The organism is Pseudomonas weihenstephanensis (assembly GCF_016812185.1).
GTDB classification, from domain to species: Bacteria; Pseudomonadota; Gammaproteobacteria; order Pseudomonadales; family Pseudomonadaceae; genus Aquipseudomonas; species Aquipseudomonas weihenstephanensis.
This window is the reverse complement of sequence record NZ_JAAEBV010000001.1, coordinates 1,309,266-1,333,021: the sequence shown is the minus strand read 5'-3', so window position 1 is coordinate 1,333,021 and position 23,756 is coordinate 1,309,266. Positions and strand designations below refer to the sequence as shown.

Sequence of the window (23,756 nt, the reverse complement as noted above, 5' to 3'; positions counted from 1 at the left end):
AAAATCCGTTGCCATCAATGGGTGGAGCATTCGATGGCAAAGCGATACGAACTTCCTGATGAGTCTTGGGAGCTGATTGCAGATATCTTTATCGAAATACGCTGTGTTGGCCGGCCGCGAACAGATGATCGTTTGATGCTTAATGGCGTTCTCTGGGTACTCTGTTCAGGCGCTGCCTGGCGCGATATGCCAGAGCGTTTTCGCTTAGATGCTCAAACGGCTCCATATCCGCTTGAACGAAAAAGGGCTGATCGATTTGGACACTTGGGTGATCGACTCCACCGCCGTACGTGCTACCCGGGCATCCTCCGGTGCAGGACAAAAAGGGGGCCGAATAACCGAAGGACCACGCGCTCGGGCGAAGCCGGGCTGGCTTGACGACCAAAATTCATATGCTGTGCGATGGCAATGGCGTACCGCTGCGCTTTTGACTGTCAGGTGGACATGCCAGCGATATTACTTATGCTCAACCGTGCCTGTTTGAAAAAAGCGAAGCCTTTGGGTTTTGCTGATCTATCAAGGGACATGTCACTGCAATCGGTAGGCGCAAGTTTGCGCCTACCGATTGCAGTCGCCTTGAGCCGATCAGCATGATCCGGGGGGCTTCGCTTTTTTTATGGACGCTCGCTTGGCGAAGGCGAGCAAGACGGACTAGCGTTACAGGACGTTTCTCACCCTAGGATGGAATTCCCCATGAAGCTTTATCAACGCGCTGTGTTGTTGCTCAAGGTGCTGGTGTTTATAACGATCAGCAGTTCGCTAGCCTGGGCGAGCAATCCACTGACCCATCCGGCTGCTGGCGTTTCAGCGAACGGTGTTGCAGGCCCTACATTGCACGCCATCTTTAAATCGGAGTCTGAACCTGGAGACCAGGGTCAGGGCGGCAGCTCCGGGGATGATGATCAGGTTGATGGTGATGACGACTCGGCCGACAGCGCCACGAATGACAGAGACGGCAAGACCGATCGTCAGGACGACGACAGTGTTGATCACGGCAAAGCCAGCGAAGGTCAGTACTGAGCCGAATCAAATTCACACGAGGCTCTCGACGGCCATGCCGTCGTGTAACCCAATAAGCCGAATACCGAAGGCTGCGCATTCGATCGCAGCCTTCGGCAGCGCCTTCGAAAAACGCTTAGCTCTGTAGGAATTGTTCGGCGTGATGGCACGCCACTTGGCGGTTATCCAGCAGCCGTAACTCCGGCTCATGGGTGCTGCAAAAGTCGGTCGCATACGGGCAGCGCTTGTGGAAGGCGCAACCCGAGGGTGGGTTCAAAGGGTTGGGCAGTTCACCCACAATTTTGATTTTCGGCTTCAGCGGGTCCGGGTGGATGGTCGGGGTCGCCGACAGCAGCGCCTGGGTGTAAGGGTGCAGGGGGCGGGTGTAGATTTCTTCTTTTGGCCCCATCTCCACTGGGCGACCGAGGTACATCACCAAAACCGTGTCCGCCACGTGCCGCACCACCGCCAGGTTGTGCGAGATGAACACGTAAGCGGTGTTGAACTCCTGCTGCAAGTCCATGAACAGGTTGAGCACTTGGGCCTGAATCGACACGTCGAGGGCGGAAGTCGGTTCGTCGGCCACCAGCACTTTGGGTTGCAGCATCATGGCGCGCGCCAGGGCGATACGCTGCCGTTGGCCACCCGAGAACATGTGCGGGTAGCGCTGGTAATGCTCAGGGCGCAACCCCACTTGCTTCATCATGGCCTGCACTTTTTCCCGGCGCTCGCTGGCGCTGAGTTGGGTATTGATCAGCAGCGGCTCAGCCAGTTGATCACCGACTTTCTGGCGCGGGTTCAACGAGGCGTAAGGGCTTTGAAACACCATCTGCACGTCTTTGCGCAGTTGCTTGCGCTCGGCCTTGTTGGCGCCTGCCACCTCTTGACCAGCGATTTTCAGCGAGCCGGAGGACGGTTCTTCAATCAGCGTCAGCGCGCGGGCGAGGGTGGACTTGCCGCACCCCGACTCGCCGACCACGGCCAGGGTTTTACCGGCTTCAAGTTCAAACGACACGCCATTGAGGGCACGCACCAGGGCGTGGCCTTTGAACATGCCACGGGACACTTCGTAATGGCGGGTTAGGTCACGGGCAGTAAGAACGACAGTCATTACGCCACCTCCTGATTCAAGGGGAAGAAGCAGCGCACCTGGCTGTGAGCTTTAGGCTCCAGCGCAGGGCGTTGTTGGCGGCATGTGTCTTGTACATACGGGCAGCGCGGCGACAGCAGGCAGCCTTGCGGGCGGTCGTAACGCCCCGGCACGATGCCGGGCAACGTCGCCAGGCGCGCAGCACCCATGCTGTGTTCCGGGATGGCTGCCAGCAAGGCTTCGCTGTACGGGTGTGCGGGCATATCAAACAGCCCCGGCACCTGACCGACTTCCACGGCTTGCCCGGCGTACATCACGCACACGCGCTGGGCGGTTTCGGCCACCACGGCCAAGTCGTGAGTGATCAGCACCAGGCCCATGTTCTGTTCGCGTTGCAGGTTAAGCAGCAAGTCCATGATCTGGGCTTGAATGGTCACATCGAGCGCGGTGGTCGGTTCGTCCGCGATCAGCAGTTTTGGCTCTCCGGCAATAGCCATTGCGATGGCCACGCGCTGGCTCATGCCACCGGACAGTTGGTGCGGGTAGGCGTCCATGCGGCTGGCGGCGCCGGGTATTTCGACTTTTTCCAATAGCTCGATGGCGCGCTTGCGTGCGGCTTTGCCGGACATTTTCAGGTGCAGGCGCAGCACTTCTTCAATTTGAAAGCCCACGGTGTAACTGGGGTTGAGCGCGGTCATCGGGTCCTGAAAGACCATCGCCATGTCTTTGCCGACGATTTTGCGGCGTTGACGGGCGCTGAGGCTCAGCATGTTTTGGCCGTCGAAGTTCAGCGCGTCGGCGGTGACGATGCCGGGGTGCTCGATCAGCCCCATCAGCGCCATCATGGTCACGGATTTGCCCGATCCCGACTCGCCAACGATGGCCAATACTTCGCCTTTATCCACCGACACACTCAAGCCGTCGACCACCGGCACCGCGTTGGCGTCGCCAAAACGGACGTTGAGATTCTTGATTTCTAACAGTGACATGTGAATCTCCTCAGGCGGCGTTCTTGAGTTTCGGGTCCAGCGCATCGCGCAGGCCGTCGCCCATCAGGTTGATTGCCAGCACGCTGAGCAAAATGGTCAAACCGGGCAGGCTGACGACCCACCACGCACGCTCGATGTAGTCGCGAGCCGAGGCCAGCATCGTGCCCCACTCCGGCGTCGGCGGTTGTACGCCAAGGCCCAGGAAGCCCAGGGCTGCGGCATCGAGGATCGCCGAGGAGAAGCTCAACGTGGCCTGAACGATCAGTGGCGCCATGCAGTTGGGCAGCACGGTGATGAACATCAGGCGTGGCAAGCTGGCACCGGCCAGACGCGCAGCGGTCACGTAGTCGCGGTTCAGTTCGCCCATCACCGCCGCCCGGGTCAGGCGCACATAAGAGGGCAGAGAGACCACGGCAATCGCGATCACGGTGTTGATCAGGCCAGGGCCGAGGATGGCGACAATTGCCACCGCCAGCAGCAAGGAGGGCAGGGCCAGCATGATGTCCATCAAGCGCATGATGCCGGGGCCGAGGAAGCGCGGGAAAAACCCGGCAAACAGGCCCAGGATCACGCCCGGAATCAGCGAGATCACCACCGATGACAAGCCGATCAGCAAGGACAGGCGCGAGCCTTCGATCAGTCGGGACAGCAGGTCACGGCCCAGCTCGTCAGTGCCGAGCAAAAACTGCATCTGCCCGCCTTCAAGCCACGCCGGTGGCGTCAGCAGGAAGTCCCGGTATTGCTCGCTGGGGTTGTGCGGGGCAACCCACGGCGCAAACAGCGCGCAGAACACGATGATGCTCATGAAAATCAGCCCGGCCACGGCGCCCTTGTTGCGTGAAAACGCGTGCCAGAATTCTTTGTAAGGCGAGGGATAAAGCAGGCTTTGATCCACCGCAGTCGCGGGTGTAGGTGTGGTAGTCATGGTCAGGATCTCAGCGCTGGTGGCGGATGCGTGGGTTGGCAAAGCCGTAGAGGATGTCCACCACGAAGTTGACCAGAATCACCAGGCAGGCGATTAACAGGATGCCGTTTTGCACCACGGGATAGTCGCGGGCGCCAATGGCTTCGATCAGCCATTTACCGATGCCGGGCCACGAGAAGATGGTTTCGGTCAGTACGGCGCCGGCCAGCAGGGTGCCGACTTGCAGGCCGACCACGGTAAGCACCGGGATCAGGGCATTGCGCAGGCCGTGCACAAACACCACGCGTGCGGGCGACAGGCCTTTGGCGCGGGCGGTGCGAATGTAATCTTCGCGCAGCACTTCGAGCATCGAAGAGCGGGTCATGCGCGCAATCACTGCCAGCGGGATGGTGCCGAGCACAATCGCAGGCAGGATCATGTGGTGCAGCGCGTCCCAGAAGGCTTCGGGTTCGTCGCTGAGCAGGGTGTCGATGAGCATGAAGCCGGTCTTGGGCTCGATGTCATACAGCAGGTCGATGCGTCCTGACACGGGGGTCCAGCCCAGGCTCACCGAGAAGAACATGATGAGAATCAACCCCCACCAGAAAATCGGCATGGAGTAACCCGCCAGGGAGATGCCCATCACCCCGTGGTCAAACAGTGAGCCTCGCTTCAAGGCGGCGATGACCCCGGCCAGCAGTCCGAGAATGCCTGCAAACAACAGGGCGGCCATCGACAGTTCCAGGGTGGCGGGGAACAGCGCAGAAAATTCGGTCCACACGCTTTCACGGGTTCTCAACGATTCGCCCAAATCGCCATGGGCGAGTTTGGTCACGTAGTCGAAATACTGTTCGTAGAGTGGCTTGTTCAGGCCCAAACGCTCCATGGCCTGTGCATGCATCTCTGGATCGACCCGACGTTCACCCATCATGACTTCGACCGGGTCGCCGGGGATCATGCGGATCAGGGCGAAGGTCAGCAAGGTGATGCCGAAGAACGTAGGGATCAATAGCCCTATTCGGCGGGCAATAAAACTAAACATCGTGTGGTGTACCTCATCAGCCGGTTAGGCAGGACCGCCAGGGTTCGGGTGAACGCTGGCGGGTGTTTTATTGTTCTACTTCACCTGGGTGGTGGCAAAGTTGTTATTGGTCAGCGGGCTAAGGATGTAGCCCTCGACGTTGCTGCGTCTGGCAGTAAAGAGCATGGGGTGTACGACGTTGATCCAGGGTTGGTCCTGGTTGAAGAGCACCTGTGCCTGTTCATAGAGTGCCGCTCTTTCGGCGGGTTCAGTGATGTTACGGGCTTTGGTGATCAGCGCCTCGAAGTCTTTGTTGCACCAGCGCGCGTAGTTTTCACCATTTTTGGCGGCATCGCAGCTGAGCAGCGGGGTTAGGAAGTTGTCCGGGTCGCCGTTGTCGCCGCCCCAGCCGGTGGACACCAGATCATGTTCGCCATTTTTGGCGCGCTTGAGCATCTCACCCCATTCCATGACCCGAATGTCCAGTTTGAGGCCGATCTTCGCCAGGTCTGATTGCAGCAACTGCGCGCCGAGCATCGGGTTGGGGTTAGTCGGCCCGCCGCCGTTACGGGTAAACAGGGTAAAAACCTGACCTTCGGGTACTCCGGCTTCTTTGAGCAGGGCACGGGCTTTGTCGAGGTCGCGGGGCGGGCTTTTGATCGAGGTGTTAAACCCCAGCATCGTCGGCGGGTACGGGTTGACGGCGGTGATCGCGTTGCCTTTACCGTGAACGGTATTGAGGTAGGTTTCTTTGTCGAAGGCCATGTCGATGGCTTTGCGCACGCGCACATCGTCCAGGTATTTGTGGCGGGTGTTCATGGCGATGTAGCTGGTCATCAGCGCCGCCATCTCGTCGACTTTCAGGTTCGGGTCTTTCTTGATGTTGTTGACTTCATCGGGCTTGGGGTACAGCGCAATCTGGCATTCGTTGGCCTTGAGTTTTTGCAGGCGCACGTTGCTGTCGGTGGTCACCGCGAAGATCAGCACATCACTCGCCGGCTTGCCCCGGAAGTATTCGGGGTTGGCCTTGAAGCGCACCTGCGCATCCTTGTTGTAGCGCACAAAAATAAACGGGCCGGTGCCGATCGGCTTGCTGTTCAGTTCGCTGGTTTTACCCGACCTGAGCAACTGGTCGGCGTATTCGGCGGAATAGATGGAGTTGAACGGCATGGCGATGTCCCGCAGAAACGGCGACTCGGCATGGTTGAGCGTGATTTTCACGGTCATGTCGTCAACTTTCTCCACACTCTTGAGCAGGTTTTTAAAGCCCATGCTTTCAAAGTAGGGATAGCCGACCAGCGATTTGTCGTGCCAGGGGTGGTTTGGGTCCAGCTGGCGCTGAAAACTCCAGATCACGTCATCGGCGTTCAGGGTGCGGGTCGGTTTGAAGTAGTCGGTGGTGTGAAACTTGACGCCGGGGCGCAGGTAAAAGATGTATTCAAGCCCGTCGGGGCTGATGTCCCAGCGCTCGGCAAGGGCAGGCTCAACGTCTGTAGTGCCGGGTTTGAAATCGGCCAGGCGATTGAGGATGGTTTCAGCCGAGGCATCGGCGGTCACGGCGGTGGTGTATTGAACGATGTCGAAGCCTTCAGGGCTGGCTTCGGTGCACACCACCAACGACTTGGCGCAAACACTGACAGCGGTGCTGAGCAATGCCACGGCAAGGGCAGTGCGTAGTGGAAGTCGTTTCATGGCTACCCTCTCCAATCGGTTGAATTTGCGTTGCGCCAATGCCTGTGTGCGAGCAACAGGCATTGGCGCGGCAGGGTTAAAGGATGTTGAACGGAATGGTGGTGACCACACGGAACTCGTTGATGTTGCCGTCAGACTGGAATTTGCTGGCGCGGTGCGTGGTGTAGGTGGCGCGAATCGCGGTGGCTTTCAGTGGACCGCTTTGAATTGCATAGGACGTGCCAATGCTGTACTCGGAGTGGTCTTCGCCGTCCATTTTCTTCACGTCGTAGGCGGTGCCTTTGTATTTGGTGCCGTCAATGTCAAAGCCACGCGCATGGTAGGCGTTGAATTTCAGGCCCGGCACGCCGTACTGCGCCATGTTGATGCTGTACGCCAACTGCACCGATTTTTCGTTCGGGCCGTTGAAGTCAGACAACAGGGAGTTGGCCAGGTAAATACCGTTGGTTTCGTGCAGGTAGTCGAAGTACTCGTCACCGATCACTTGCTGGTACGACAGGGTGACGGTGTGCGCCTGGTGAGTCAGGCCGAAGGCCAGGCTGAAGGTATCGTTGTTGATATCCCCCATGGCCTTGCTGCCGGTGTCGATGGTTTTGTAGTAGTTGAGGTTGGTGTTGAGCCCCAGTACCGCGTTGTCGCCCAGATCGTGCACCGCGCCAAAGTAGTACTGGTTCCAGAAGTCTTCAACGTGGGTGGCATAGAGCGAGGTTTTCAGGCTCTTGAACGGCTGGTAGTTGAGGCCGGCCACGCTGGCGCGGTCAGTGGTGACCTTGGCGCTGTCGCTGTATTCCGAGCGAAACTTCTTCAGGCCTTGCTCGGTGCGCGGCGATACGCGGTCGAAGGAGCCAGCGTCGAACGACAGGTTGTTGAACTCTTCACTGTGCAGCCCTACCCCCTGGAAGCTGGAAGGCAGTGCGCGGTTTCCGATCACATCGATGGTTGGGCTGCTGAAGTTCTGTCGGCCCACCACCAGTGTGGTGTTGGACACGCGTGCCTGAAGGTTCGCCAGGCCCAGCTTGCTCCACTGGCCAACGGCATCGCCATCACTGTGGGTCAGGGTGCGGTTGTTTTTACCGGCGATGTCACCGACATCACGGTCCAGCGCAATGGCGTTGTAGGCCGCCACTTGGGTTTTGAAACCCACGGTGCCCTGGGTGAAGCCCGAGCTGTAATCAATGATGGTGCCTTGCACCCAGTTGATCCGGCGCGGTGTGGTTTTTTCCACGCCGTGGTCGTTGTAGGTGAAACGGCCGTTGTTGCGCTTCAGTTCGTTGGCGTACCAGTTGCGCGTTGTACCGCCCAGGCTTTGGCCTTCAACGAAGCCGCTGGCTTCGCTTTGGCTGCTGGCACCGGTTTTGACTTCGGTGGGCACAAACGCCTGGCTCATCTCTTCTGCTTGTGCCATCGCCGCAAGGCTGCTGATGGATAAAGCGAGTAACGCGCTGCTTGTGACTCTCATGGTTGAGGCTCCTCTGCTTCTTTTTTATTGCCGCTCTTTATGTGTTGAGCTGGCTGTTGTGGAACGAGTTTGAGCACTGCAAACGTTTGCTTGCGACCACTTGGCCGCAATGTTCAACAGGCCGCCCCATGCGGCCTGATGACACGGACAAACGCGGGATAAGGGTTAGTCGTCGATACTCACGCCGGAGAAGGCGTTACGGCCAAACGGGCTCACGGTAAAACCCTGCACTTTGGCACTCAGCGGCTGGTTAACCGTGGAGTGGGCAATGGGTGTGATCGGCACTTGTTGCTTGAGCAGCTGCTGGGCTTGCTTGTAGAGCACCGTGCGCTGATCGCGGTCGGTCACGATCTTGGCGTTCTTGACCAGGGTGTCGTACTCCTTGTTGCACCACATGGAGTAGTTGTTGCCGCCAATCGCGTCGCAGTTGTAGAGCGTGCCGAGCCAGTTGTCCGGGTCACCGTTGTCACCGGTCCAGCCAATCAGGCTGATGTCATGTTCGCCATTTTTGGTGCGTTTGATGTACTCGCCCCATTCGTAGCTGACGATCTTGACCTTAAGCCCGATCTTGCCCCAGTCCGATTGCAGCATTTCGGCCATCAGCTTGGCATTGGGGTTGTATGGACGCTGTACGGGCATGGCCCACAGGGTAATTTCTGTGCCTTCCTTGACCCCGGCAGCCTTGAGCATCTCTTTGGCTTTTTCGGGGTTGTAGGGCGCGTCTTTGATGGTGTCGTCATACGACCACTGGGTGGGCGGCATGGCATTGACTGCTTTCTGCCCCGCGCCCTGATACACGGCGGTCAGGATGCTGTCTTTGTTGACGGCCATGTCCAGTGCTTGACGCACCTGAAGCTGGTCGAAGGGTTTATGCCGCACGTTGTAGGCGATGTAACCGAGGTTGAAACCGGGCTTTTCGATGACCTGAAGTTTGGGGTCTTGCTTGAGGCTGGCAACGTCGGCCGGACGTGGGTTGAGCGAGACCTGGCACTCGTTTTTACGCAGCTTTTGCATGCGTGCCGAGGCGTCGGTGTTGATCGAGAAAATCAGGTTGTCGAGTTTGACCTGGCTCGGGTCCCAATAGTCCTTGTTGGCCGCGTAGCGGATGTTCGAGTCTTTTTGATAACGCTGAAACACGTAAGGCCCGGTGCCCACCGGCTTTTGGTTGATGTCGCTGGGCTTGCCTTCCTTGAGCAACTGGTCGGCGTATTCGGCCGACAAAATCGAGGCAAAGCTCATGGCGATGTTCTGGATGAACGCGGCGTCGACCGAGTTGAGCGTGATGACAACCGTCATCGGGTCGGTTTTTTCAACGCGCGCGATGTTTTTGTCCAGGCTCATGCTGCTGAAGTAGGGGAACTCGGTGGGGTACGCCTTACGAAACGGGTGGTCACGATTGAGCATGCGGTTGTAGGTAAACAGCACGTCATCGGCGTTGAAATCGCGGGTCGGGGTAAACCATTTAGTGGTGTGAAACTTCACTCCGGGACGCAGATGGAAGGTGTAGGTCAGGCCGTCTTCGGAAATGTCCCAGCGGGTGGCCAGTGCCGGCCCTGCTGCGGTGCCGCCTTTTTCAAACTCGGCGAGGCGGTTGTAAATCGGTTCGGCCGCATCGTTATCGGTGGCGGTGGTGTATTGCGCGGTGTCAAAGCCTGCCGGGCTGCCTTCGGAGCAGAACACCAGGCTGTTGGCGGCATGGGCCAAGGGGCTGCCGGCAAGGACGCCAGCGCTGAGCAGAACCGATAAAACCAGAGGATTACGCATAGCGTTCCGAGTCCTTTTTCTTGTTTTTGTGTCCTGAGTGCTGCACGTACGGGCCAACACACTCAAGGCGTCGATACCATCCACTACGGTTTGACTCCCGGCGCTGTTCGCAGGTGGCTCAAAGACGTTAAGAGGTCAAAGAGCCGCCGTAAATGCGTCGGGCCTGACAGGTGCGTAGGAAATGTCTCGGCGTCCTATAGCTTTATCTGTAGTACAGAGTGGCTTAAGGATGAAGGGGATTTCCGCCGTCCTGGCAGATAAGTGAATGCGGCATACAGGCCGCATTCACCGGTCCTTTTTACTTGCTGATGCCAACGCCGTAGAAGGACGTCAGACCGAGTGGGCTGATTTTGAAGTCCTGTACGTTACTGCGCATCGGCTGATACACCGTCGAGTGTGCGATAGGTGTCATCGGAACCTGATCTTTGAGCAGGTGTTGCGCCTGTTTGTAGAGCTTGGTGCGTTCGGCCACGTCGGTGGTGGCTTTGGCCGCCTTGATCAGCGCGTCAAACTGGGGGTTACACCACTTGGAGAAGTTGTTGCCATTGATGGCGTCGCAACCGAACAGGGTGCCGAGCCAGTTGTCCGGGTCACCGTTGTCACCGCTCCAGCCGATCAACATCGCGCCGTTTTCCCCGCCTTTGGAACGCTTGATGTACTCGCCCCATTCGTAGGTGACGATCTTGGCCTTGATGCCGATCTTGTCCCAGTCCGATTGCAGCATTTCGGCCATCAGCTTGGCGTTGGGGTTGTACGGGCGTTGTACCGGCATGGCCCACAGGGTGATTTCTGTGCCGGGCTTGATGCCTGCTTCTTTGAGCAGCTCTTTGGCTTTTTCAGGGTTGTAGGGTGCATCTTTGATGGTGTCGTCGTAGGACCATTGCGTTGGCGGCATGCCGTTGACGGCCAGTTGGCCAGCGCCCTGGTACACCGAATCAATGATTTGCTGTTTGTTGACGGCCATGTCCAGTGCCTGGCGCACCTTGAGCTGGGCCATCGGGTTAGGCTCGTTGCTGCCCTTGACCTTGTCCATCACGTTGTAAGCGATGTAACCCACGTTGAAGCCCGGTTTATCAGGCATCTGCAGGGCTTTATCGGCTTTCAGGGCGGCGAGGTCAGCAGGGCGCGGGTAAATCGTGACCTGGCATTCGTTCTTTTTCAGCTTTTGGATGCGCACCGACGGATCGGTGGTGATGGCGAAAATCAGGTTGTCGATTTTGACGTCTTCGGGCTTCCAGTAATCTTTGTTACCGGTGTAACGGATGTTGGAGTCTTTCTGATAGCTCTTGAAGACAAACGGCCCGGTGCCAATCGGCTTTTGGTTGATGTCAGCCGGTCGGCCTTCCTTGAGCAATTTATCGGCGTATTCAGCCGACTCGATAGACGCGAAGTGCATGGCCATGTTCTGGATGAACGCAGCATCAACGGTGTTCAGGGTGAACTTGACGGTTTTGTCGTCAAGTTTTTCCACCTTGGCGATGTTTTTATCCATGCCCATGTCGGTGAAATAAGGGAATTCGGTGGGGTAAGCCTTACGGAACGGCATGTCTTTATCGAGCATGCGGTTGAAGGTAAACAGCACGTCATCTGCGTTGAAATCGCGTGTAGGCGTGAAGTACGGCGTGGTGTGGAATTTGACCCCGTCACGTAGGTGAAAGGTGTAGGTCAAGTTGTCTGGGGAGATATCCCAGCTCGTCGCCAAGCCAGGCTCAACCTGCGTGCTGCCACGTTCGAACTGGCTCAGGCGGTTGTAAATGGTTTCGGCCGACGCATCGAAGTCGGTACCGGTGGTGTATTGGCCCGGGTCAAAACCGGCTGGGCTGCCTTCAGAGCAAAACACCAGGTTGGTCGCTGCGTGAGCGAAAGGTGCACTTGCCAGCAGGCTGGCACCCACTAAAAACGGAATGACCGCGTGTTTGAACATGGTGGCCTCATGATTTTTGTCATTTTTGGTGTGAGGGCGACCTTGTGAGTCGACCCGGCGATACTTATGCACGGCCTATACCCAATGCAAGATGTGTTGGCCGTTGAACGCAATTTTCGTGGAACGATCGTACAGGAATGTCGCATTTATGTAATTTATGACGCATTTGATCGTTTGCGCGCCGATTTTTGAAGCATTTCGTTACAGCTTTTACCGCTATGGAGTCACCGGTTGCACTGTTTTAGGTCAGAGGTGTTACTTATCTAGACTCTCGCCTTGAAAAGATGTCAGCTGATAGAGATTCACCGTGTAAGTCATATCTTTATATTGCTTCAGACGCGTCTTAGGCCTTTTTCGCCTACGAAAAAGCCCCTGGAGCGCTGCCGCTTCAGGGGCTTGTTCAAGGGGGGGAAGGGCGTTATTGCATTTGCACTTCAATCACACCGTCAGCGCTCATGCTGACTTCGCTGGTGCCCGCCTCAACGTCTGGGGTGGGTGCCGCCGCCATGTCAGCAGAAGCGGCTTTCATCATCATCTCGCTGCGCATGTAGGGTTGCGGATAACCGTTGCTGTTGAGGTTCAGGTTGACGATTTTGTAACCCTTGCCGCCCAGCGCATCGGTGGCCAGTTGTGCGCGGGCCTTGAACGCATTCACGGCATCTTTGAGCAGGGTGTCTTCACTGGTTTTGCGCGCAGCGTTACCGACCGCGAACTGCATGTTGCCCATTTTCAGGGTTTGCATCAGGTCGCCGGTGAGCTTGGACAGGGCTGCGAAGTCTGCACTTTCCAGGCGCAGTTCGGCGCGTTCACGCCAGCCCGTGATCTTTTGGGTTTTGTTGTCGTAGATCGGGTAGCTGTTACGGCTGCCCTGGCGCAACGTCACGTCTTTAACCTGCTTGGCCTGGCCAATCGCCTTGTTCATGGCGGTGGTGATTTCTGCGGCCAGCTTGGCGGCGTCGGTGTTTTGCGCTTCGGTGTACAAGGTCACGATCATTAGGTCGCGTGGCACTTCCTGGCTGGCTTCGGCGCGCAACGAGATCTGGTTGTAATGCAGGTCATCGGCGGCCAGCGCGGGCAGACTGGCCAGTGCGCCAATGCTCAGGGTCAGAAGGGCGGCAGTGCGAGGGAACATAGACATGAAGGCTCCTTGGGTGAGGTACGCAGGTGTGGTCATGCAGGCCTGCGTCTGAGCAATAAGACTCTAATACATGGGTTTCAGTTCGCCCGATTACATTTTTGATACATATACCCAGGTGTCAAGGCGCCAGGGTTCGTGAAGGCATGGACGGGGTTGTCCGCTCACATCAGGCGCGTGAGTAGCCGTATTCTGTAAAAAAACACTGTGGCTCATTGCCGCACGTTTGCCTGTGGTGCCATCAGCTTGGTTATACTCCCGGCGATCCGCCTGGAGCGCTCATCAGGAGAGCTCATGCTCGCCCCCGTACAGTTAATGTCTGCGACACGTCAGAACCTCTGGCGCCTTACGCTTATCCGCACCTTGGTGCTCGCTGCTCAAGCGGGTTCGGTGGGGATCGCCTACCTGTTTGATTTGTTGCCGCTGCCCTGGTTTCAGCTCTGCGTGACCCTCGGCTGCTCGATGCTGTTGTGTGCTTTTACCGCGATCCGGTTGCGTACCACGTGGCCGGTGACCGAGTTGGAATACGCGTTGCAACTGGCCTGTGATCTGTTTATCCACAGTGCCTTGCTGTATTTTTCGGGCGGCTCCACCAACCCGTTTGTTTCGTATTACCTGGTGCCGCTGACCATTGCAGCGGTCACGCTGCCGTGGCGGTTTTCGGTGGTGCTGTCCGGGATCGCGCTGGCGCTGTACACCTTGCTGCTGGTGCAGTCCTATCCCCTGGACACCGTTGCGTTTTTCCGCGAAAAACTACAGATCTACGGCATGTGGCTGAGTTTTGCCTTGTCGGCTGCCGTGATCACGTTCTTCGCCGCCAAAATGGCCGAAGAGCTGCGTCGTCAAGAGGAGCTGCGAGCCTTGCGCCGTGAAGAAGGTCTGCGAGACAAGCAACTTTTGGCCGTGGCCACCCAAGCCGCTGGCGCTGCTCACGAGCTGGGTACACCGTTGTCGACCATGAGTGTGCTGATCAAAGAGATGCGCCGCGAACACCCTGATCCAGACTTGCAAGACGACCTGAGCGTGCTGCAAGACCAGGTCCAGCTGTGCAAGCAAACCTTGCAACAATTGGTGCGCGCAGCCGAAGCCAATCGTCGTCTGGCGGTTGAGGTGCAGGACGTCACTCAATGGCTGGATGAAGCACTCAATCGCTGGCATTTGATGCGGCCCGAAGCGACGTATCGCTTTCAGTGCCTGGGCCATGCGCCGATCCCGCGTCTGGCACCGCCGCCCGATTTAACCCAGGCGCTGCTTAACCTGCTCAATAACGCGGCGGATGCCTGCCCGGAAGGGCTTGAAGTGACCGTGGATTGGGACGCCGTGGATTTGACCATCAGTATTCGTGACCACGGTGCAGGTGTTCCGTTGGCCATCGCCGAACAAATTGGCAAACCCTTTTTTACCACCAAGGGCAAAGGTTTCGGCCTGGGCCTATTCTTGAGCAAAGCCAGCGTGACACGCGCCGGTGGCTCGGTAAAACTCTACAGTCATGAGGAAGGCGGCACGCTCACCGAGCTGCGCCTGCCCCGTGTCGCCCGAGGAAACGAAAATGAGTGAAGAAATTCTGGTCGAAGGCGAAGAGCTGCCGCATTTGCTGCTGGTTGACGACGACGCCACGTTCACCCGCGTGATGGCACGCGCCATGAGCCGACGCGGTTTTCGCGTGAGCACCGCAGGCTCTGCCGAAGAAGGGCTGACTCTGGCCCAGCAAGACATTCCTGACTATGCCGCGCTGGACCTGAAAATGGACGGCGATTCGGGCTTGGTTTTGCTGCCGAAATTGCTGGAACTTGACCCGGAAATGCGCGTGGTGATCCTCACCGGTTATTCGAGCATCGCCACCGCTGTTGAGGCCATCAAGCGCGGCGCCTGCAACTACCTGTGCAAACCTGCCGACGCTGATGACGTGCTCGCGGCACTGCTGAGCCAGCACGCCGATCTGGATGCGCTGGTGCCGGACAACCCCATGTCGGTTGACCGCTTGCAGTGGGAACACATCCAGCGCGTACTGGGTGAGCATGAAGGCAATATCTCCGCCACTGCCCGCGCATTGGGCATGCACCGCCGGACCTTGCAACGCAAATTGCAAAAGCGCCCCGTGCGCCGCTGAGTCAACCTGCACTCAGGTTGTACGCCTCTGTGAAACCGGTCGCGCTGACCGGTTTACAGGCGCGAGCCCATGCTAGAGTGCTGGCTTCGTCTCTCGGAGCTGGTCATGAGCCGTTTAACCCGTTGTGTTGCCTCGTTTGTGTTGGTGGCCAGTCTGCCTTTGGCGGCCGCACCCGTCAGCACTTCGCCTTTGCATGCGCAGTTTTTGCCTGCCGATGACCTGCAATTGCGCACCGAGAAACCCGAGCAGCAACAGCTGATGCTGGTCACCTCTTATTCCGTGGTGGTGGGCAGCCAGCGCCAGTCCAATCAACAGCCGATTCCGGTGACGTCGCCACTGTGGGTGCGCTTGAAAGGCAAGCCGATGAGTCAGGGCGCCACAGTGCGTGAAGTGTTGATCTCGTTCGATGGTGAAAGTAAAAGCCTGAAAAAACCCGCCTTCGACAGTAAGACCAAAACCCTGACGCTGTCGTACCCGGTCGCCCAGTATCGGGTGGTCATGGACTTGCTGCGTAACGACACGCTCTATTGCCAGTTTCTGACGTACGCCAATGGTCATATCTGGGCCGACTTGCACACCGCCAGCGTGCGCGCGCGCTGAGCCTTGGGTAAACTGCGTGCCCCGTGAAGTATCAGCAAGCTGGAGTCGGACATGCGTAAAGATAAGAAGCAGTTGATTGGTGATGAGATTGGCGATGAACAGATCAAGCTGTTCCTCGACTTCGAGCCTGTGGACGCCACTTCACCTTCGCTGCATAAGCTGGTCAAAGCGTACCGTGGTTTGCGTATTGATGATTTCGAGCGTTTCCTGACCTTTTTCAAAGAAGCGGGCTACGACCTGGATGGCAAAGACGAACACGGCCAAACCTTCGTCGACATCATCAAGGACCAGCGCAACGCGGCCGACTATATCCAACTGATCGAGACTGCTCGCAACGCGTAGCCGTTGCCTAAGGCGACATCCGATTGCACAGCCATCGTCAACTTCACCTGCGTGTTTTTTCAGCATGCGTGACTTGATTTGACGGCGGCGTTGCCGCCGGATGCCTCCGCGCTTATTCCCTCTAGTGTTTAAAGACCCATCCCACGTCGCTTGCACCGTTTGCGGCGGGGTGCTTTTGCGTGGGCGAACAATACTCAAATCGACAGTTAGCCTGTTAACCGCTCATCAGGACGATGAGCCCCTCTACTGAAAAGGACTTCTACCATGAAACGATTCCCGGATTTTTTGGCCCGCCTTTTTTTGGGTCTGCTGCTTGGCGGGCTGGGTTCGGCCGCGCTGGCCATTGACGAAATACTGGAGGTCGAGATTCATAATGCGACGTCCGCAGCGATCTCACCGGGCAAAGATTTCTCGTGGCTCGACAACACGCAGGCGACGGGACATGACTTTGTGATTGAGCCGGGGCACAGCCAGGAGTTGACCTATTACCTGCCGCAGTCGCGGGGCAATGAATCGTTTAGCTATCAACAAGGGGAGCGCGTGTGCGGGTTCAGCTTCAGTCACCTTGTGTCGGGAAGCGCCCACCTAAATCGTCGGGTTCATGCCAAGTCTATGGGTCAGGTTGCGAGCGTGTGTGAGGCCGATTTGATCGCAATCACAGACGACGATGACTTTGTCAGTAATGGCGGCAGCCGGGTGTTGTTCACCATGAAATAGGCGTTGCGCCTGTCATGCGCTTTTGCGGTGCAAAAAAAGCCCTCGCTCCAAAAAGGGGCGAGGGCTTTGTGGGCTGCTTACATCAAGCGGCCTTATGCGATGCTGTTGCTCGGTTCAACCAGCTCAAGCAGTTGCGAATTACGTGTGCTGATTTCGCGGTACAGCTCGGCGTTTGTCTCCAGGGTTTTTTCCCGTGCCGGGAAAATCTCCTTGAGCTTGGTGGCCCATTCGCCTGTAGCTCGTTGCGCGAAGCAGCGTTCAATGAGGTCAAGCATGATCGAAACCGTCACCGAGGCGCCGGGGGAGGCGCCCAGCAGCGCGGCCAGCGAGCCGTCTTTGGCCGCCACCAGCTCAGTACCAAATTGCAGCACACCGCCTTTTTTCGGGTCCTTTTTGATGATCTGAACCCGTTGGCCCGCAATCTCAAGACGCCAGTCTTCGGCTTTGGCCTGTGGATAAAAGCGACGCAGGGATTCGAGGCGCTGTTCCATCGATTGGCGCACTTCGCTAACCAGGTACTTGGTCAGGTCCATGTTGTCGCGAGCGACGGCGAGCATGGGGCCGATGTTGCCCAAACGGATCGACATCGGCAGGTCAAGGAAGGAGCCGTGCTTGAGGAACTTGGTGGTGAAACCGGCATACGGCCCGAACAGCAGCGACTTTTTGCCATCCACCACACGGGTGTCCAGGTGCGGCACTGACATCGGTGGCGAACCCACAGCGGCCTGGCTGTAAACCTTGGCCTGGTGAAGCTTGACCACCTGCGGATTGTCGCAACGCAGCCATTGGCCACTGACCGGGAAGCCGCCGTAACCTTTGCTTTCTTCGATGCCCGAGGCTTGCAGCAGCGGCAAGGCCGCGCCACCGGCGCCCAAGAACACAAACTTGGCATCAATGTGGCGCGTATTGCCGCTGTTGATGTCTTTGATGCTCACGGTCCAGCCGCTGCCATTGCGCTTGAGGCCGGTGACTTTCTTGCTGTATTTGATCTGGGTGTCGGGAGCGCTGGCCAGATGCTTGAGCAATTGCTTGGTCAGGGCGCCGAAATTGACATCGGTGCCGTGCATCACACGGGTCGCCGAGATGACTTCGTCCGCAGGGCGGCCCGGCATCATCAGCGGCATCCATTCGGCCATTTTGGCTTTGTCTTCGGTGTATTCCATGTCGGCAAACGCATGGTGCTTGCTCAGCACTTCAAAACGTTTTTTCAGGAAGGACACACCTTTTTCGCCTTGCACGTAGCTCAGGTGAGGCACTGGGCTAATGAAGGATTTGCACGAACCGAACGTCCCTTGTTGCGCCAAATAGGCCCAAAACTGTTTCGAGACTTCGAACTGTGCATTGATATGCACCGCTTTTTTGATGTCGATCGAACCGTCAGCCGCTTGCGGCGTGTAGTTCAATTCGCACAGTCCGGCATGGCCGGTGCCAGCGTTGTTCCACGGGTTGGAACTCTCCGCAGCGCCTGAGTCCATTTGCTCTACTACTTCCAGCGACATGCCGGGGTCGAGCTCTTTGAGCAGTACGGCGAGGGTGGCACTCATGATGCCCGCTCCAACCAGTACTACATCGACTGCTTCGTTATGCGCCATTAACGCGTCTCCAAAATCTACGGCACCAAATTGACGGCATAGCTGCCAGGTGTTCCGAGGCGTGGATCAGATAGAGCCTCAGGTCACGCGTGGCCAGGATCGCCATGTCCGATTCATCGCAATTGCTTGCTGCTTCAGCGGACGCCACCAACCGGGCCTTGAAGGTTCATATGAACGCATTTCAGGGTGCCGGAGGCAATTCGACTTAAGGTCAAGAGCGTCCGTTTGTGCAACCAAATCCGTAAGGCGGACAGGTTTCAGTCTTGTGCGGTAAAGCTGACTTCGAACCTGCTGGATGGGGCAGTAACAGACGCTAATGGTGCATGTTCAGACGCAAAACTTTTCATTTGCTCGCCACACTCTTGTGAAGTTGTGAAAACCCGTTTTTTTCACGCTCTTTTGAAGACGTGAACCTCAAAAAAGGGCTGCCGCATGCCTGGCACCAAACCCGTGAACGACCTGCAATACAGGTGCGGCAAAACGGGCGAACGCAGTGGCCGAGCAGCATGGCAGCTCTACAGATTGTTTAGAGGGGTGTGCACGATCAACAGCAAGCGCGCCGGCTCTACACAATCTGTGTGGGCGGCTCTCTGTGGGCGGTTTGGGGTGCCAATACACGCGTATTAGCGGTGTTGCGAGGCCCGATCAGGAGACGTCCTTATAATCGGGGGGAGATTGTAGCGAAGAAACGCGGGCAATTGATCCTGTTAAATGACTTTTATTGGTGTTTGAGTCAAACACCTAACAGCGGTCGCACCCTTGAGCGCGTTGCAGGCGGGGCCACGCGGGCGTTAGCGGGTAATACCTGGTGCAACCAATTGAGGCGAACTTCTTCAATTTCGACCCAGTTGTCGCCAGCCGGAGGCTTTATGCAGTGTTTAAAGGCCTGGCAGCGGCCTGATGCATCCAGACGTACAAAGCAGCGATGTGGTCGAGTAACGCTCAGCAACAACCCTAGCCAGCTCATGGCAAGTACCTCTTGAGTGAATGTGTAGAACAGTGCCACGCAGACGTGACGCACTGATGTATCGGCCATGACAGACCCGTGACAGCAAGCGGCTGGTTCACAGGTGCGCAGCACCGCTATACTGGCGGCCGGTTTTACCCAGTCCTGGAGAGATGAGCATGTTGCAACGCCTGTTGTTCGGTTTGATCACTGTGACCAGTTTGACCCTGGTCGGCTGCGCCCACAGCCCGCAACAACTTAGCCCGCAACCAAAACTGACCACGCAGCTCGCACCTGTCGGTCGCGGTCAGCCTGTGGTTGTGCGTGTGGTGGATGGGCGTCCATCCCCAACCTTGGGCACGCGCGGTGGCATGTACCCTGAGACCAGCGCCATCAGTGTCAGCAGTGCGGACCTGCTCCCAAAACTGCAAGCCCAGGCTGAAGCCGCTGTGCGTTTGTTGGGCTACACCCCGACGGCCAATGCGATGAATGCCCCGCAACTGACCGTGACCCTGGCTGAGCTGAAGTATCAGTCGCCAAAGGACTCGATGTACGTGACTGAAGCGACCATTGGCGCAACCTTCCGTTCTGACGTGAAGAATGGCGGCCGCACCTACAGTGGTCGTTATGGCGCGTCCCTGGACCAGCGCTTCGGTATGGCTCCGAATCAGGAAACCAATACCAAACTGGTGAGCGATGTACTGAGCGATGCCCTGACCCGCGTGTTTAAAGACCCGTCGGTAGGTCGTCTGCTGGGCGAGTAACCGTTCAACAGCAAAAAGCCCGAACTCGCCGAGTTCGGGCTTTTTTGTGCGCGCAGGGTTCAGGCAGCTTGCGCATACAACTCAAGTTGACTGACGCCGGTGAGCATATCCAGTTCGGGCAGGTCCGCATGGGTGTGCCCACTCAGCGCGCAATACACCAGCCAGTGACGATCCTGAACGTTGAACGCTAAACCTTCGATCAGCGCCTGCTGTTCATCGTTGGGCGTAATGCGATAAAGGTGGTCCTGGTTTTCGGCGTGCAGCATGACAAGCTCCGTGTCGGTCTAGAGGGGCCACAGAGTGACCTCTCTAGATGACGATACGGTGACAGCACACTTTAAGGGGGGGAGATTAAAGCACCAGACCAGCCTTGATGCGGTATTGGTTGCGTACCGGCATTGCATATTGCAGCACCAGGTATGGGCGGTGTTCTACGGGGCAGGCGTCCAGGCGGCGTTGCCATTCCTGTTGGGCCTTGGCCAACTCATCGGCGGGGAACACGTCGCTCGCCACAGGCACCTGCAATTGCGGGTCAGCCTCAGCCCATTGCGCGTAGGCCAGGTAATGCGCCGGGAACAGTCGGTATCCCGTCAGGATCTGACAATCCATTTCGGCGGCCAGCAGTTTGCTGTCTTCGAAAACATCAGTGATCGGCGCTGCGAAGTTTATGTGTACCCGGCCTTTGTAGCCGGTGATGCCGTTGGCGATGCTAGTGTCGTCTTCGCCCGGTGCCTTGCTGTACGTGCCGGTTGTGGCGCGGATGTACAGTTCACGCGCTTTGGCCTGATCACACGGGTCGTATTCATAGCTAATCGACACCGGGGTCATGTTCAGTGATTGAATGACCTCGCCGAAGGGTTCGCTTTTACGGCTCATGTGAAACATCTTGAGGATTGCCGAGTCTGTGCGGTCGTCACCGTCCTTTGCACGGCCTTCGGCTTGAGCAATCCAGATGGACACACCATCGTTGCGGATCGAATGGTTGATGTACGCCGACAGCAATTGGTAAGCCGCGAGTTTTTCGCGGCGACCGGTGATCGAGCGGTGCACGATGAAGCTCTTGTTCAGGCGCATCAGGTCGCTGACAAAGGGTTTTTGCAGCAAGTTATCGCCGATGGCGATGCGCGGCGTCGGCAGGCCCGCGTGGTACACCGCGTAGTTGACGAATGCCGGGTCCATCACGATGTCGCGGTGGTTGGCCAAAAACAGATAGGCGGTGCCCGACTTCAAGTTTTCAACGCCGCTATAGGTCACACCGTCGGTTGCGTGTTCAATCGTGCGATCGACGTAGACCGCGACCTTGTCTTGTAACGAGGCGACAGAGTTAATCCTTGCGAACTCTTTTTGCAGTCGATGCGCTATAAGAGGTTTTAACAGCCAGCCGAAAGCGCCAGCCAGACGCGGGAAGCGAAAGTGGGTAAGGATATCTAGAAACGCCTTGTCGCTGAGCAGCCGGGCCAGCACTGCTGGGACTTCGGCGTCGTCGTAAGGTCGGATGGTATCGAATTGGCCCATCATGCTCTCTTGTTGGAAACGGCTAAGGTAAGTAAACAAGGCAGGCCAAAAATAATAGCCCTGCAAATAGACCGGCGATTATACGCACAAGTTACTTTGGAGACCGCGATGCTTGAAACCGAACACTACAACTGCCCTTATTGCGGTGAGCCGGTAGAAGCGGTGCTTGATCTGTCCGGTGGTGATCAAACCTACTTTGAAGACTGCCCTGTGTGTTGTCGGCCAATCCTCTTCACGCTTCAGATTCACGATGGTGAGTGGATGCTCGATGTGCGCACTGAGAACGAGTAACGGCCATGCAGCGCATTTATGAGCCGCAAAGCTTGATGGAAGCCGAGCTGTTGTCGGGCATGCTCGCCAGTGAAGGCGTGTCTGCCAGCATTCAGGGAAGTGATCTGGTGGGCGGGATGGGCGAGTTGCCGGCGTTGGGGCTGCTGGGCTTGGCGGTGGCCGACGATCAAGCGCTTTACGCGCGCGAGCTGATCGATGCGTACAATGCGGCCTCACCCGTAGCGGACGACGAACCCGAGAGTTTTCCGGATGTGCTGGTCTGTTAAAAGACCGCTTTTTCACCGCTATCTATATAGAAGAGTTGTGCTGGCCCATGTGTGGACGTTTTGCTCTGTTTCGTTGGAATCCTGCATTTGCAGCTTTGCCCGGTTTTCCGACGGATCAGCAAGCGCAGTGGAATATTTCGCCCAATGACTCGGTATTGATCCTGCGGGCGGGGGTGCAGCCGGATCAGCGCACGTTGGCCCGCGCGCGTTGGGGCCTGACCCCGGCCTGGCTGACCGACCTGTCCCGCACGCCTGCGCATGCGCGCGCGGAGACCCTGGTCGAACAACCCATGTTTCGCGATGCCTTTCGTCAGCGTCGCTGTCTGCTGCCGGCCAACGGCTTTTATGAGTGGCGCGGTACCACGCGTAAGCGTCCGTATTGGCTGACACCGGGTGAAGGTGCATCGCTGTTTTTTGCGGCGATTTGGGAAGCCTATCCGGTGGAAGGTCACGAGTGGTTGAGCACCGCGGTCATCACTCAGGCGGCCGCCAGTCAGCGGCGGCCGTTGATTCTGGACGAAGACGGCCAGCGTGCGTGGCTGGACCCCGAAACCCCGCTGCATGTGTTGCAAGCCCTGCTGGCCAGCCCGCAATCGGCGCTGCGTGAGCGGCCGTTGGCCAACCTGGTCAATGATCCCAAGCTCAATGCACCGGAATGTCTGACGCCGGGTTGACGGGTGTGTCTGCTACGATACGCGCCATCTTTATGGAGAGTCGTGATGGGTAAGTTAGCGGTAGTGTGCGTGATCGGCGCAGGGCTGTTGCTCGGCGGGTGTCAGGCGGTCAATACGACCAAGGCGGGTGCGGTCGGGGTTGAGCGCAAGCAATACATGTTCAGCATGCTCTCCAGCCAGCAGGTCGATCAGATGTACGCGCAGTCGTACCAGCAAACGGTCAGCGAGGCGAACACCAAAGGCGCATTGGACAAAACCGGCGCCAACGCTAAACGCTTGCAAGCCATCGCTAACCGACTGATTGCCCAGGCACCGGCGTTTCGCCCGGATGCTGCGCAATGGGATTGGGAGGTCAACCTGATCAAGAGTGATGAACTCAACGCCAACTGCGGCCCTGGCGGCAAAATCATCTTTTATAGCGGGATCATTGATCAGCTCAAGCTGAGCGACGATGAAATCGCCGCGATCATGGGTCATGAGATTGCTCACGCCTTGCGCGAACACGGTCGCGAGTCCATGTCCAAAGCCTATGGTATTGAAATCGCCAAGCAGGGGGCGGGCGCGTTGTTGGGCTTGGGGCAAGACAGCATGCAATTAGCCGATACCGTGGTGAATTACAGCCTGACCTTGCCTAACAGCCGCAGCAACGAAAACGAGGCGGATCTGATCGGTCTTGAGTTGGCGGCTCGTGCGGGCTACAACCCGAACGCTGCGATCACCTTGTGGCAGAAAATGGCGCAGGAGTCGCAGAACGCGCCCCCTGAATTCATGAGCACTCACCCGGCGTCCAGCAGCCGGATTGCAGCATTGGAAGCGGCGATTCCCAAGGTGATGCCGCTTTATCAACAGGCGCCGAAAACCCAGTAACGGCTGGGGTGAGGGGTGTTTGAAACTGTGGATTACGCAACGTTTGTCGCCCGCTGAAGATTTGAAACACCCCCAATCAGTCCCCTCTCCTTTTG

At 57.5% G+C, this 23,756-nt stretch carries 24 protein-coding genes and 1 pseudogene; 12 read left to right on the top strand and 13 right to left on the bottom strand.

The features are described from left to right. Positions 1-33 precede the first annotated feature (33 nt). Positions 34-428, top strand: a pseudogene (locus tag GYN01_RS06050) (transposase); the annotation flags it as partial. Between the two features lie 265 nt (positions 429-693). Continuing rightward, entirely contained in the window at positions 694-1,020 is a 327-nt protein-coding gene (locus GYN01_RS06045; RefSeq protein WP_048401322.1) for a hypothetical protein, read from the top strand. A gap of 115 nt (positions 1,021-1,135) precedes the next feature. On the opposite strand, the gene GYN01_RS06040 is transcribed toward GYN01_RS06045, so the two are convergent. From GYN01_RS06040 to GYN01_RS06000, 9 genes are all read right to left on the bottom strand, one after another. Then, the gene (locus GYN01_RS06040) at positions 1,136-2,110 is read right to left on the bottom strand and encodes a peptide ABC transporter ATP-binding protein (protein ID WP_048362511.1); all 975 of its coding nucleotides are present in this window, start codon (positions 2,108-2,110) and stop codon (positions 1,136-1,138) included. Next, complete coding sequence (locus tag GYN01_RS06035; protein ID WP_203306724.1) at positions 2,110-3,078, bottom strand: ABC transporter ATP-binding protein; 969 nt, start codon at positions 3,076-3,078, stop codon at positions 2,110-2,112. The genes GYN01_RS06040 and GYN01_RS06035 overlap by 1 nt, the downstream gene beginning before the upstream one ends. 10 nt (positions 3,079-3,088) lie before the next feature. Next, the gene (locus tag GYN01_RS06030) at positions 3,089-4,003 is read right to left on the bottom strand and encodes an ABC transporter permease subunit (protein WP_048362513.1); all 915 of its coding nucleotides are present in this window, start codon (positions 4,001-4,003) and stop codon (positions 3,089-3,091) included. 10 nt (positions 4,004-4,013) lie between these two features. Continuing rightward, a complete protein-coding gene (locus GYN01_RS06025; protein ID WP_048362514.1) occupies positions 4,014-5,024 on the bottom strand; it encodes an ABC transporter permease subunit in 1,011 nt (336 codons plus the stop codon). Between the two features lie 75 nt (positions 5,025-5,099). Further along, positions 5,100-6,695 carry an ABC transporter substrate-binding protein gene (locus GYN01_RS06020; protein WP_203306723.1) on the bottom strand — a complete coding sequence of 532 codons (1,596 nt, stop codon included), beginning with the start codon at positions 6,693-6,695 and terminating at the stop codon, positions 5,100-5,102. A gap of 76 nt (positions 6,696-6,771) precedes the next feature. Continuing rightward, on the bottom strand, positions 6,772-8,154 hold the full coding sequence (locus tag GYN01_RS06015; RefSeq protein ID WP_048362516.1) for an OprD family porin: 1,383 nt from the start codon (positions 8,152-8,154) through the stop codon (positions 6,772-6,774). 165 nt (positions 8,155-8,319) lie between these two features. After that, the gene (locus tag GYN01_RS06010) at positions 8,320-9,918 is read right to left on the bottom strand and encodes an ABC transporter substrate-binding protein (RefSeq protein ID WP_048401319.1); all 1,599 of its coding nucleotides are present in this window, start codon (positions 9,916-9,918) and stop codon (positions 8,320-8,322) included. A gap of 298 nt (positions 9,919-10,216) precedes the next feature. Continuing rightward, on the bottom strand, positions 10,217-11,842 hold the full coding sequence (locus GYN01_RS06005; protein ID WP_048362518.1) for an ABC transporter substrate-binding protein: 1,626 nt from the start codon (positions 11,840-11,842) through the stop codon (positions 10,217-10,219). Between the two features lie 418 nt (positions 11,843-12,260). Then, the gene (locus tag GYN01_RS06000; protein WP_048362519.1) at positions 12,261-12,980 is read right to left on the bottom strand and encodes an SIMPL domain-containing protein; all 720 of its coding nucleotides are present in this window, start codon (positions 12,978-12,980) and stop codon (positions 12,261-12,263) included. A gap of 291 nt (positions 12,981-13,271) precedes the next feature. Between GYN01_RS06000 and GYN01_RS05995 the strand changes: the two genes are divergently transcribed. From GYN01_RS05995 to GYN01_RS05975, 5 genes are all read left to right on the top strand, one after another. Next, positions 13,272-14,534 carry an ATP-binding protein gene (locus tag GYN01_RS05995; protein WP_048362520.1) on the top strand — a complete coding sequence of 421 codons (1,263 nt, stop codon included), beginning with the start codon at positions 13,272-13,274 and terminating at the stop codon, positions 14,532-14,534. Further along, positions 14,527-15,087, top strand: a complete 561-nt coding sequence (locus GYN01_RS05990) for a response regulator transcription factor (protein WP_048362521.1) — start codon at positions 14,527-14,529, stop codon at positions 15,085-15,087. The genes GYN01_RS05995 and GYN01_RS05990 overlap by 8 nt, the downstream gene beginning before the upstream one ends. 105 nt (positions 15,088-15,192) lie before the next feature. Further along, entirely contained in the window at positions 15,193-15,687 is a 495-nt protein-coding gene (locus GYN01_RS05985; RefSeq protein ID WP_048362522.1) for a hypothetical protein, read from the top strand. 51 nt (positions 15,688-15,738) lie between these two features. Continuing rightward, on the top strand, positions 15,739-16,029 hold the full coding sequence (locus GYN01_RS05980) for a PA4642 family protein (protein ID WP_048362523.1): 291 nt from the start codon (positions 15,739-15,741) through the stop codon (positions 16,027-16,029). 264 nt (positions 16,030-16,293) lie between these two features. Next, positions 16,294-16,746, top strand: a complete 453-nt coding sequence (locus tag GYN01_RS05975) for a hypothetical protein (protein ID WP_048362524.1) — start codon at positions 16,294-16,296, stop codon at positions 16,744-16,746. Between the two features lie 92 nt (positions 16,747-16,838). Here GYN01_RS05975 and mqo read toward each other — a convergent pair whose 3' ends face one another. Beyond that, a complete protein-coding gene (mqo, locus tag GYN01_RS05970; protein ID WP_203306722.1) occupies positions 16,839-18,338 on the bottom strand; it encodes a malate dehydrogenase (quinone) in 1,500 nt (499 codons plus the stop codon). Positions 18,339-19,071: 733 nt separating this feature from the next. Beyond that, positions 19,072-19,305 (bottom strand): hypothetical protein, encoded by a 234-nt coding sequence (locus GYN01_RS05965; RefSeq protein WP_203306797.1) that lies wholly within the window; start codon positions 19,303-19,305, stop codon positions 19,072-19,074. A gap of 158 nt (positions 19,306-19,463) precedes the next feature. Between GYN01_RS05965 and GYN01_RS05960 the strand changes: the two genes are divergently transcribed. Beyond that, the gene (locus GYN01_RS05960) at positions 19,464-20,048 is read left to right on the top strand and encodes a YajG family lipoprotein (RefSeq protein ID WP_048401313.1); all 585 of its coding nucleotides are present in this window, start codon (positions 19,464-19,466) and stop codon (positions 20,046-20,048) included. Positions 20,049-20,107: 59 nt separating this feature from the next. On the opposite strand, the gene GYN01_RS05955 is transcribed toward GYN01_RS05960, so the two are convergent. Together GYN01_RS05955 and GYN01_RS05950 are read right to left on the bottom strand one after the other, a co-directional pair. Further along, entirely contained in the window at positions 20,108-20,314 is a 207-nt protein-coding gene (locus GYN01_RS05955) for a hypothetical protein (RefSeq protein WP_048362527.1), read from the bottom strand. A gap of 85 nt (positions 20,315-20,399) precedes the next feature. Continuing rightward, entirely contained in the window at positions 20,400-21,563 is a 1,164-nt protein-coding gene (locus GYN01_RS05950; RefSeq protein WP_193387766.1) for a 1-acyl-sn-glycerol-3-phosphate acyltransferase, read from the bottom strand. Positions 21,564-21,671: 108 nt separating this feature from the next. Here GYN01_RS05950 and GYN01_RS05945 point away from each other — a divergent pair, with 108 nt between their 5' ends. Genes GYN01_RS05945 through GYN01_RS05930 form a run of 4 tightly spaced genes read left to right on the top strand, consistent with a single transcriptional unit; the run spans position 21,672 to position 23,661 of the window. Beyond that, positions 21,672-21,854 carry a CPXCG motif-containing cysteine-rich protein gene (locus tag GYN01_RS05945; RefSeq protein ID WP_048362529.1) on the top strand — a complete coding sequence of 61 codons (183 nt, stop codon included), beginning with the start codon at positions 21,672-21,674 and terminating at the stop codon, positions 21,852-21,854. Positions 21,855-21,859: 5 nt separating this feature from the next. Further along, positions 21,860-22,120, top strand: a complete 261-nt coding sequence (locus GYN01_RS05940; protein WP_048362530.1) for a putative signal transducing protein — start codon at positions 21,860-21,862, stop codon at positions 22,118-22,120. Between the two features lie 47 nt (positions 22,121-22,167). Further along, the gene (locus tag GYN01_RS05935; protein WP_048401309.1) at positions 22,168-22,794 is read left to right on the top strand and encodes an SOS response-associated peptidase; all 627 of its coding nucleotides are present in this window, start codon (positions 22,168-22,170) and stop codon (positions 22,792-22,794) included. A gap of 45 nt (positions 22,795-22,839) precedes the next feature. After that, positions 22,840-23,661: a M48 family metallopeptidase gene (locus GYN01_RS05930; RefSeq protein ID WP_048362532.1), complete on the top strand. Its 822-nt coding sequence runs from the start codon at positions 22,840-22,842 to the stop codon at positions 23,659-23,661. The last annotated feature ends 95 nt before the right edge of the window (positions 23,662-23,756 follow it).

Bases quoted from the DNA above. Each gene is read 5' to 3' on its own strand.
- GYN01_RS06045 (WP_048401322.1), top strand. From the start codon at position 694: ATGAAGCTTTATCAACGCGCTGTGTTGTTGCTCAAGGTGCTGGTGTTT.
- GYN01_RS05995 (WP_048362520.1), top strand. From the start codon at position 13,272: ATGCTCGCCCCCGTACAGTTAATGTCTGCGACACGTCAGAACCTCTGG.
- GYN01_RS05945 (WP_048362529.1), top strand. From the start codon at position 21,672: ATGCTTGAAACCGAACACTACAACTGCCCTTATTGCGGTGAGCCGGTA.
- GYN01_RS06030 (WP_048362513.1), bottom strand. From the start codon at position 4,003: ATGACTACCACACCTACACCCGCGACTGCGGTGGATCAAAGCCTGCTT.
- GYN01_RS05935 (WP_048401309.1), top strand. From the start codon at position 22,168: ATGTGTGGACGTTTTGCTCTGTTTCGTTGGAATCCTGCATTTGCAGCT.
- GYN01_RS05950 (WP_193387766.1), bottom strand. From the start codon at position 21,563: ATGGGCCAATTCGATACCATCCGACCTTACGACGACGCCGAAGTCCCA.
- mqo (WP_203306722.1), bottom strand. From the start codon at position 18,338: ATGGCGCATAACGAAGCAGTCGATGTAGTACTGGTTGGAGCGGGCATC.
- GYN01_RS06000 (WP_048362519.1), bottom strand. From the start codon at position 12,980: ATGTCTATGTTCCCTCGCACTGCCGCCCTTCTGACCCTGAGCATTGGC.
- GYN01_RS06040 (WP_048362511.1), bottom strand. From the start codon at position 2,110: ATGACTGTCGTTCTTACTGCCCGTGACCTAACCCGCCATTACGAAGTG.
- GYN01_RS05990 (WP_048362521.1), top strand. From the start codon at position 14,527: ATGAGTGAAGAAATTCTGGTCGAAGGCGAAGAGCTGCCGCATTTGCTG.
- GYN01_RS06010 (WP_048401319.1), bottom strand. From the start codon at position 9,918: ATGCGTAATCCTCTGGTTTTATCGGTTCTGCTCAGCGCTGGCGTCCTT.
- GYN01_RS05960 (WP_048401313.1), top strand. From the start codon at position 19,464: ATGTTGCAACGCCTGTTGTTCGGTTTGATCACTGTGACCAGTTTGACC.
- GYN01_RS05980 (WP_048362523.1), top strand. From the start codon at position 15,739: ATGCGTAAAGATAAGAAGCAGTTGATTGGTGATGAGATTGGCGATGAA.
- GYN01_RS06015 (WP_048362516.1), bottom strand. From the start codon at position 8,154: ATGAGAGTCACAAGCAGCGCGTTACTCGCTTTATCCATCAGCAGCCTT.
- GYN01_RS05930 (WP_048362532.1), top strand. From the start codon at position 22,840: ATGGGTAAGTTAGCGGTAGTGTGCGTGATCGGCGCAGGGCTGTTGCTC.
- GYN01_RS05940 (WP_048362530.1), top strand. From the start codon at position 21,860: ATGCAGCGCATTTATGAGCCGCAAAGCTTGATGGAAGCCGAGCTGTTG.
- GYN01_RS06035 (WP_203306724.1), bottom strand. From the start codon at position 3,078: ATGTCACTGTTAGAAATCAAGAATCTCAACGTCCGTTTTGGCGACGCC.
- GYN01_RS05965 (WP_203306797.1), bottom strand. From the start codon at position 19,305: ATGAGCTGGCTAGGGTTGTTGCTGAGCGTTACTCGACCACATCGCTGC.
- GYN01_RS05985 (WP_048362522.1), top strand. From the start codon at position 15,193: ATGAGCCGTTTAACCCGTTGTGTTGCCTCGTTTGTGTTGGTGGCCAGT.
- GYN01_RS06005 (WP_048362518.1), bottom strand. From the start codon at position 11,842: ATGTTCAAACACGCGGTCATTCCGTTTTTAGTGGGTGCCAGCCTGCTG.
- GYN01_RS05955 (WP_048362527.1), bottom strand. From the start codon at position 20,314: ATGCTGCACGCCGAAAACCAGGACCACCTTTATCGCATTACGCCCAAC.
- GYN01_RS06025 (WP_048362514.1), bottom strand. From the start codon at position 5,024: ATGTTTAGTTTTATTGCCCGCCGAATAGGGCTATTGATCCCTACGTTC.
- GYN01_RS06020 (WP_203306723.1), bottom strand. From the start codon at position 6,695: ATGAAACGACTTCCACTACGCACTGCCCTTGCCGTGGCATTGCTCAGC.
- GYN01_RS05975 (WP_048362524.1), top strand. From the start codon at position 16,294: ATGAAACGATTCCCGGATTTTTTGGCCCGCCTTTTTTTGGGTCTGCTG.